At 38.9% G+C, this 8,565-nt stretch carries 9 protein-coding genes; 3 read left to right on the forward strand and 6 right to left on the reverse strand.

Annotation, left to right across the window (positions count from 1 at the left end; genetic code table 11):
- Positions 1–665: 665 nt before the first annotated feature.
- Positions 666–866: a hypothetical protein gene (locus RM549_RS17765; protein ID WP_311687278.1), complete on the forward strand. Its 201-nt coding sequence runs from the start codon at positions 666–668 to the stop codon at positions 864–866.
- Positions 867–960: 94 nt separating this feature from the next.
- Here the strand turns inward: RM549_RS17765 and RM549_RS17770 are convergent, their stop codons facing one another.
- The 3 genes from RM549_RS17770 to RM549_RS17780 all read right to left on the reverse strand — a co-directional run bounded on the left by RM549_RS17770 (position 961) and on the right by RM549_RS17780 (position 2,686).
- Complete coding sequence (locus tag RM549_RS17770) at positions 961–1,485, reverse strand: transporter substrate-binding domain-containing protein (RefSeq protein ID WP_311687280.1); 525 nt, start codon at positions 1,483–1,485, stop codon at positions 961–963.
- Positions 1,486–1,493: 8 nt separating this feature from the next.
- Positions 1,494–2,450 (reverse strand): cation diffusion facilitator family transporter, encoded by a 957-nt coding sequence (locus RM549_RS17775; RefSeq protein WP_311687282.1) that lies wholly within the window; start codon positions 2,448–2,450, stop codon positions 1,494–1,496.
- 65 nt (positions 2,451–2,515) lie between these two features.
- Positions 2,516–2,686, reverse strand: coding sequence for a hypothetical protein (locus RM549_RS17780; protein WP_311687284.1), 171 nt, complete (start codon positions 2,684–2,686; stop codon positions 2,516–2,518).
- Positions 2,687–2,914: 228 nt separating this feature from the next.
- On the opposite strand from RM549_RS17780, the gene RM549_RS17785 reads away from it, so the two are divergent.
- The gene (locus RM549_RS17785) at positions 2,915–4,231 is read left to right on the forward strand and encodes a PQQ-dependent sugar dehydrogenase (RefSeq protein WP_311687286.1); all 1,317 of its coding nucleotides are present in this window, start codon (positions 2,915–2,917) and stop codon (positions 4,229–4,231) included.
- 235 nt (positions 4,232–4,466) lie between these two features.
- Positions 4,467–4,943, forward strand: a complete 477-nt coding sequence (locus RM549_RS17790) for a YybH family protein (RefSeq protein WP_168137776.1) — start codon at positions 4,467–4,469, stop codon at positions 4,941–4,943.
- A gap of 280 nt (positions 4,944–5,223) precedes the next feature.
- On the opposite strand, the gene RM549_RS17795 is transcribed toward RM549_RS17790, so the two are convergent.
- The 3 genes from RM549_RS17795 to RM549_RS17805 all read right to left on the reverse strand — a co-directional run bounded on the left by RM549_RS17795 (position 5,224) and on the right by RM549_RS17805 (position 8,379).
- The gene (locus RM549_RS17795) at positions 5,224–7,590 is read right to left on the reverse strand and encodes a TonB-dependent receptor (protein ID WP_311687288.1); all 2,367 of its coding nucleotides are present in this window, start codon (positions 7,588–7,590) and stop codon (positions 5,224–5,226) included.
- Between the two features lie 10 nt (positions 7,591–7,600).
- The gene (locus tag RM549_RS17800; protein WP_311687290.1) at positions 7,601–7,984 is read right to left on the reverse strand and encodes a transmembrane 220 family protein; all 384 of its coding nucleotides are present in this window, start codon (positions 7,982–7,984) and stop codon (positions 7,601–7,603) included.
- A gap of 113 nt (positions 7,985–8,097) precedes the next feature.
- Positions 8,098–8,379 carry a hypothetical protein gene (locus tag RM549_RS17805; protein ID WP_311687292.1) on the reverse strand — a complete coding sequence of 94 codons (282 nt, stop codon included), beginning with the start codon at positions 8,377–8,379 and terminating at the stop codon, positions 8,098–8,100.
- Positions 8,380–8,565: the final 186 nt, after the last annotated feature.

Below are 8,565 nucleotides of genomic sequence, written 5' to 3' on the forward strand. Positions count from 1 at the left end.
TTGGATCTTACCTTTTAATACGCATCTTGCAAAAAAAACATCCGCCAAAAGCCATTGTTTTTGCTCACGGTGCTTTTGCCGTTTTAGGGATCCTTCTAATACTTATTTTTGCGTTGACAACTGAACAACACCATAAGCATTGGTATAGTTTTACAATCTTTTACATTGCGGCCGTTGTCGGGGTTTACAAGTTCTCCCGGGACATTAGACATAAAAATGTACCGAAATCGTGGCTATTGTGCATGGGAGTATTGGCCTTTTTGGATTCATTTGGATATTAATTCATGTTCTGGGTGAAGTAAGGATGAAATCTGTTTTAACATTGTTCATCATAATCCTCCTCGATTCGGTCTAATCTGACGGCGATGGAAGGAGTTGAGCTGCCGGATTTGCAAATCTAAAAGCACCTTCTTTAATAGTTCCTCTTAAAGATGCACAGGAAGAAAGAGGTCTTTTGGGACTTGCTTTTCATCCCGATTACAAAAAGAACGGCAGGTTCTTTGACCTTCGACGCAGCTACCTTTCCAGTACTCGAAATCATGTTTATCAGAGATAGGTGGAGGAGGTACTAAAGAACTAAATTTGTTCCTTAAAAGAAAGCTAAACAGAAGCTATAGGCAGTTTTTAATTTGTAACTTATAACCAATATATAAAAAAGTAATGAGATGAAAAACGAAGAAATCCAGAGCAAAGGAAGAGGAAACCCTGGTGGAAGTCAAAGTGGTGGTAAAAAGAAGGACGAGACCCAAGAACAACTTAGAGAGCAAAGTCAGCAACAAAAGAAAAAAAGGAAGGACAGCGAGGGGAATTATGTCAAAAATCGGAATTACAAAAATAGCAGCTCTGAAAATAGAGGTGACGTGTAAACTTTAGTATTTGATTTCATTCAGACGGAGTTGTTTTACACCCTCAGGACGGAAGCTATTAGTAGCATTTGCCGCTAATGGATAATACCCCATCTTAATCTTCAAGATTATACCACTCAATACCGGTATAATGATTCAGCAGTTCGGGGATTGCCCCTTCCTCTTCGTTCAGGAAATCTTCCAGTTCAAACAGGAGCCGATGCTCTCCTGGCGGCACCGCAATAACATGCTTTTGCCCTTGGTATTCCAGGAAACTTCCGGTTACCGATACTCTACTCGTCCAGGGGGTACTTTTGGTTAAGCCGGAAATTACAAAATGCAGATTTCTATGTTCCAATTCTTCCAAAAGTAAATGCTGGTTTTTATTTACCCATTCTATTTCAGCATTAATGGATTTTGCAAAACCTTTGATCAGTTCTACTTCAATACCAGCCAATTCCCGTTCAGAAGCGATTACCCAGGGTGGATTTTCTGCATAACCAACTAATAAAGTACCTCCCTTTACCTCTTCGAATGTACCATAGGTATCTTGAGGATAATTATCACAGGATGATAAACATGAAAGGCAGATTACTATGAACAGAAATAAAATCGCTACGGTATTTCTTTTTTGGACCATCTTTTAAATCATATTTTTTTATCGAATATCTCCGGAAACTCTTTTACCGGTGATACCACCACCTCTGTAATTTGCCAGTTAAAATTGGTGATCTTTTCTTTAAGCTCATGGATATTTTCCTGCAAATTTTCTTCAGTCTGGGACATTACCAGAATTTCCCCCGTTACCTTGTTTCCCGATCTTCTAAATCTTACCAGGGAATCCTTAACCCAATCCTCATTTTGCACTAGTTCCTCTATCTTCTTCACCAGAGGTTCTTCTTTTTGTAGAAAAGCATTGAGTGGAGTTCTATCCATCGCTTCTGAAGTAGCCGCTTTGAGACTTTTAACACCATCAGAAAGAATATCAAGTGCAATGACAATAGCTGCGACCGCATCTGCCCACCATAATCCAAATCCAATTCCTACAATTCCGAAAATAGTCGCGACCGAAGTTAGCCAATCAGCTTTTTGACCTTTGGCATCGACATACAGAATTTGAATGTTCACCTTTTTGGAAATTTTCAGCTTCTCTTTCCCGATCAAAAAAACAGGAACAATGCTATATCCTATCGCCAATATCATTAACCAGCCAAACCAAATAGTCTCACCAAAGATTGAAGTAGTTCCAATAGTCACCACCTCGTGATTAACCAATTTCAAAAGGGATTCAATCAATAGATAAACCCCAATCGTGAAAAGGGCAAAAGAACTAAGAAGAAAACCAATGGTGTATGCTCTATCATAACCAAACCTAAAATTTTTGCTGGCAGGTTTGGTAGCGATCTTTGAGGCAATTAAAAAGGAAATGGAAGGAATCAGGTAAAGAAGATCTTCAATCCAGGCAGCCTTCATTGCCTGCGAGCTTTGCATAGTGAAATAAAGGATGATAATATCAAGAATAAGGTAGCCAATAGTCAACCAGACTACGAACCTGGCCTTTTTCATAAGTTCCAGCTCCTTTCTCTCCGTCTTTTCTTCTCCCACATCCTACCATTTCAAATTACAATACTACAGAAAACTACGGGATTTTTTATAAATTGTTTCATATCTTAAGCCGATAGTTTACAGTTGGAGAGCCAGCTCAATACTTCTGCCAATTCTTCAAAATAAACCTGATCCTGCTCTCCCAGTTTAATTAATTTTAAAGTAAACTTTTCCTGCTGCACTTTCTCTGCTCCTGCTAAGATGGCAAAAGGATTATTACTTCTGTTATATGTCATTTGCTTTTCATTTTGGTGGCATTGGGAAAATCTCATTAGATTTAAATCACAACCATCCGAAAGTTTTTCAATTTAAGCAATAAACCTCTTGTAACCCATATGGATAGGTAGTAGTTTGTCCTTTTCTATAAATAAGTCTTTTAACAGGCTATTAACCAATGCAATATATGGTTTTGTGTATCTTACTATCAGATTGATAACAAAAAATTCCACGTAAAATATACCATTATGAAAATTAGATTCTTTCTCTCCTTAACCTGCTTATTAACTGTTTCCTTCGCAACTTTTTCACAGGAATTGGTAGGACTGGAGGTTATAGCAGATAATCTGGTTTCCCCTGTGGCATTTGTTGAATCTCCCGATGAATCTGGAAGATATTTCATTGTTGATCAGGTAGGGGTGATCCGAATCCATACTCCCCAAAAAGGTCTTTTGGAAGAGCCATTTTTAAATCTGAAAAACAAGATAGTTGAACTAAAAGATGCCCATGAAGAACGGGGTTTGTTAGGACTTGCTTTTCACCCCGATTACAGGGAAAATGGCAGGTTCTTTGTCTATTATAGTGCACCCCTTAGTCAAAATGGTCCCGAGAACTGGGATCATACCAGCCACATTTCAGAATTCAGGGTCTCTCCGGATAACCCTAATATGGCTGACAAAGCTTCAGAAAAGATCATTATGAAGGTCGATCAGCCACAGGATAATCACAATGCAGGGACTTTGGCCTTCGGACCTGACAATTACCTCTACATTGCCCTTGGTGATGGAGGAGGAGCAAACGATATTGATATGGGTCATGTACCCGATTGGTATGGGGAAAATGCCGGTGGAAATGGACAGGATGTGAAGCAGAACCTGCTGGGTAGTATCCTGAGAATTGATGTGAATGGAGATGCTCCTTATGATATTCCTGATGATAATCCCTTTGTAGATAAGGAGGGAATGGACGAGATCTATGCCTATGGGCTTAGAAACCCATACCGGTTTTCCTTTGACATGAAGGGGAACAATGATCTCATCGCCGGAGATGCGGGACAGGTACTTTGGGAAGAAATAAGTGTGATCACAAAAGGCGGGAACTATGGCTGGAGTGTAAAGGAAGGAACGCATTGTTTTAATGCCTACAATAATGATAAGGAAAGAGAAGATTGTCCAAAGGAAGATAAAATGGGTAATCCATTAATTGATCCGGTAATTGAACTTAAACAAGGCAGCGTCGATGACGGCGGAAAAGCTGTGGTGGTAATAGGGGGTTATGTTTACAGGGGTGAAGATCTTAAAAATATGGACGGGAAATACATTTTTGGTGCCTGGACACAGCATCATGGAAAACCGGCGGGAGCAGTGTTCGTTTCAACTCCAAAAGAAACGGGAATGTGGGATTTTCAAGAGCTGAAAATTGCTCAAACCAACTCTACTTCAATCGGCCATTATTTGCTGTCTTTTGGCCAGAATAAGGAGGGAGAGATGTTCCTTCTTACCACCGATGAAGATGGACCTGTAGGTAACACTGGTAAGGTTTTTAAGATGGTTTCTGGCAAATGAATTGCGATACATTTAAATAAATGACAATCGAGAATGCTATTTCGAAGATGTTTGGAAGATTCTGGCTTTGTTAAAATCTTAAACAAATTAAATAAAGGTGTGAAAGAGATTTTGAAAATTACCTCCTTGCAATTTCTAATATTAAAAATAATGGTTTATTTGTAAACAATATTAAATAACCCCGATGTAGGTATGGAATGATTTTAACTATTAAAAACCTTTAAAAATCTAATTAATGAAAATATTTAAACTATCAACAATTCTAATTCTGGTGCTTTTTTCAACCGGACGAATCTACAGCCAAAATATGGATACAGAAAAGGAGGCTGTAAAAAACGTAATGAAAAATTACAAGAACGCTATGCAGAATCTAACTACCGAAGGTACATTTGAATTATTTGCCAAGGACTCTAATATTTTTGAATCCGGCGGTGTCGAAGGTTCGTATGCAAACTATATAGAACATCATATAGGTCCGGAATTGGGGCATTTCAGTAAATTTGAATATTCAGATTATGAAATTGACGTGCAGGTAGATGCACCGTATGCATTTACCACCGAAACTTATATTTATACAATTGTCACCAAACCAAGCGAAAACAGCGAATCAAAAACCATAAAGAAAAAAGGTGTAGCGACCTCTGTTCTTAAAAAGATAGACGGTAATTGGAAAATAATTAAAATGCATTCCTCTTCAAGAAACCCAAAATAATTTTTTGCCCCTGGTTCTAAAAAGGAAAGGGTGTCGCTGAAAGAAGCATTTTCAAAATTCTCATCGCTTTTTTCATGAGTATAGGAAAATGGGTTAAGATGTATCCTATAATTTGAATCATTAGTGTCCGGTGAACTTCTTTAAAAGCGGGATCTCCTTAATGGATTTCCCGCTTTATAACTTGAGATTTTAGCTATTCGTATTTTAATTATTTCTTGTAGCGAAGCAGTCTTGAATCTATAGCAGGGCAATAGTGATGATTTTAAGTGTTCTTCTTCAATTACATCTCTAAAAAAATAGTCACTCCCATAGTAGCAGGATTTCCGAGGTGAACTGCACCAAAATTATACCCATAACTGATGTACCGGGTGTCAAAAATGTTACGTCCCCATATCATTAGTTCAACATTTTTATATGAGAGTCCCAAGTTTCCATTGTATAAGTTATATGGCTCCTGCCTTAGATTATTAGCAAGATCAAAATATTGTTCTCCAAGATATTTCCATTCTGCACGGGCGCTAAAATTCCAGTTACTACCAAATCCGAGATTTGAATTATATTGGAGGGCGAACATAGAAGTTACCTCGGGGGTATAGATTTGTTTATTTTCCTGCAGGTTTACCTCATTTCCATCCTGTGCTATAAGAAGCGATTCATAACTGGCATCAGTAAAACCAAGGTTATAACTAAATTCAAGGCCACGGGTAAGCAAAGCACGAAGTTCTACTTCAAAACCTTTGCTGGTAAGGCTTCCGGTGTTGCGGGTAACAATGACTGCATCTGGCAATATTAAGGTGGGCACCTGGACGTCTGTCACTTCCGTATAAAACAGAGTTGCATTTACAAGCAGCTTATTTTCCAAAAATGAATTTTTTGTTCCTAATTCGTAATTGTTACTGAACTCTGGTTGATATTCAAATAAAGGTGGCTGGGAAGGGTCGGAACTCAGAGGAGTAAGTCCGCCGGCCCGGAACCCACGACTGTAGGTAAGGAAGATGAGGTTTTCTTCTGAAAGGTCATAAGTTAAGCCGATTTTAGGTGAAAAAGCATTGAAATTTGCTGTGGCAGTAGAGTCAGGTTGATACTCAAATTGTGGTTCGGTATCAGAATCCAGCTGGTATTCTCCCAAAACCGATTGCTTCTTGTATTCATTATCATATCTTATGCCTGCTATAACGCCCAGATCATCTGTCACCTGGTAATTTAGCTGCCCAAAAAAGGCAATCCCTTTACCTGTTGATTCGGTGGTATTGATAAGAGAAAAGTTTGTTTGTTCAGATCCTATGAGTGCAGCATCTTCCCCAAAATGGGTTGCTTGCTTTACCGGACTTTCCTGGTAGAACATATAAGTTCCTGCCGTCCATTCAAGACCACTGCCGGGGCTATTGGAAGAAGAGAATCTAAATTCCTGTGTCGCCACTTTTACTGTATTCCAGTCTTTTCCATAGTCATTAATGATGGACAAAGCATCTAAAGGGGAAAAATCGGCATCGATAGGAGTTTGGTAATACCTGTAATTCTGTTGATAAGCAGTTTGAGAACTAAAATTGAGGTTTTTTCCTTTATGATCAATCACCAAAGAAGTATTAAAAGTATTGTCCTTCATGGTGGAAATCTCATTTTGATTTAATGTATAGGGATCTTCAAAAGCGGCCTCAATTCCCATGTTCAATGGGAAAGCTCCTTTATTTTCAGCGTTAAAATGTTTAACGTTTACAGTTGCATCCCAGGTGGCGCTAAAGAGGTACTTTAGGTAGTAATTTCCTGAGAAATTATATTGATCATCATAACTCGAACCGGTGAACTCATTGGTGTAAAATCCATCTCTTTCCTCATAAAGCCCGGCCGCTCCAAAATAAAATTTCTCTCCTAAAGGAGTCCTGAATCCTGCCATATAGCGCTGTTGATTATAATTGCCCACTGTGGCCTCTCCAAAAACAGTCGTTTCATCTTCGGGTTTTTTAGTTATAATATTGATAACCCCGCCCATAGCATTTCTTCCGTACAGAGTTCCTTGTGGTCCCCGTAAAACTTCTATCCTTTCAATGTCGAAAAACTGAGTGATATAGGTATCGAGGTTATACTGGTTAACACCGTCAATATAAGTTGCAACTGCCGGATCATAAGAAGTAGATACAACACCTCTTATTGAGGTTATAGTCCTACGGTCACCGGGATCACTTGCGTAAAGGTTTGGTGCTATAGCAGTTAAATCATTTGTATTTTGGATCTGACTTTGCTTTATGTTGTCGGAAGAAAGACTGGTTATGCTAAGGGGGATCTCCTGGATCATTTCTTCCCTTTTTTGAGCAGTTACAACTACTTCCCCGAGGCGTTCTCCTTCAGAACCTAAAACCACCTCAAGTTCAATTATTGCTGAATCGACGGTAATTTCTCGTATAGTTTCTGAAAACCCTGATTTTCGAATACTCATAACATACGAGCCATAGGGTATTTCCTGAAGAGAAAAATTTCCATCGAATCCAGTACGGGTTTGAAAAGAGGTATTCAATAACCTTATCTCAACATTTGCTAAGGGCTCAAAAGAATCTGAAATCACTTTTCCTTGTAAAGTGCTTAATTCCTGTGCGTCTAAGAAGAAGGTGAAAAGGCTAAAAAGGATTCCAAAAAGTAATTTTGTATTCATCGATCAGGATTTAGGTTCTTTTATTTATGAGTGACTTTCGAAAAAGCAGGTTGAGAATATGTGCAAAACTTAGGATGAGCAATCCGAAAAATTCCCTGGTGGCTTCTATCCAGGGCTTATCATCAGACATGGAACCGGTGATATTTTCCGCGGAATGCAAGCTGAACCAGGTGTAGACGCCATTGGGAGCAAAGAATAAGTAAATAGCGTAAGAAACGAAAACGGCCAGACCTGCATAATGTAAAATTTTACTATCCTTCCGGAAAATAGCCAGAATACAGACCAGTGCCCCGTAGCCATATATTGACATCCAGAAAAATGGGTCCGGATCGTTGTGTTGTACAAAGGCAGAAACAAAAAAAATAACTGCAAAAAATGAATTGGCTATTTTCACAAAAAGTTAGTTTTAAAAATTAGTCACCTCTTCGCCCCACAAGGAGCTGGAGATTCTCATCTAAAGTTACAATCGTGGTTTTAGAAGAGTTGCAGATTTAACACCAGTTTTTTTTATTCCTCCAGATCTATGGTCTCTTTCTCGATCCAACCTTCAAAATCTGGAACCGGGCGTTCCTTTTTTTCTTCCTCTGTTTCTACTATACCGTTTTCTCTTATGTCATTTATCAGCCATTGCATTTCCATAATCTCCCTACGCTGCGCTTTAATGATCTTATCTGGGAGTTCTCTTGTCCTTAGAAAATCCCATAGATAATCCTGCAGCAAAACCTGACCAGAACAATGCCGAGGATGAACGGGAAAGTTCTGAGATTGCTTCTTTAAAGATAGCATCATGTATGACTTTGGCGGAAGGAGGTTTACGCTCCTCTGCTTCCCTATACTCTGCCTGATGACGCTTTGTTTCTTTCATATAGATTAACTGTTTTAGGGTTAAGCAAACGAGACCTTAGTGGTTGTCATTTCTTTGTCATTTTCTTCCCGCTCCACTCGAAGGCGTACACCTTTGTCCTTGTCGGTTTT

It is taken from the genome of Autumnicola patrickiae, from assembly GCF_031846525.1.
Classification (GTDB): domain Bacteria; phylum Bacteroidota; class Bacteroidia; order Flavobacteriales; family Flavobacteriaceae; genus Autumnicola; species Autumnicola patrickiae.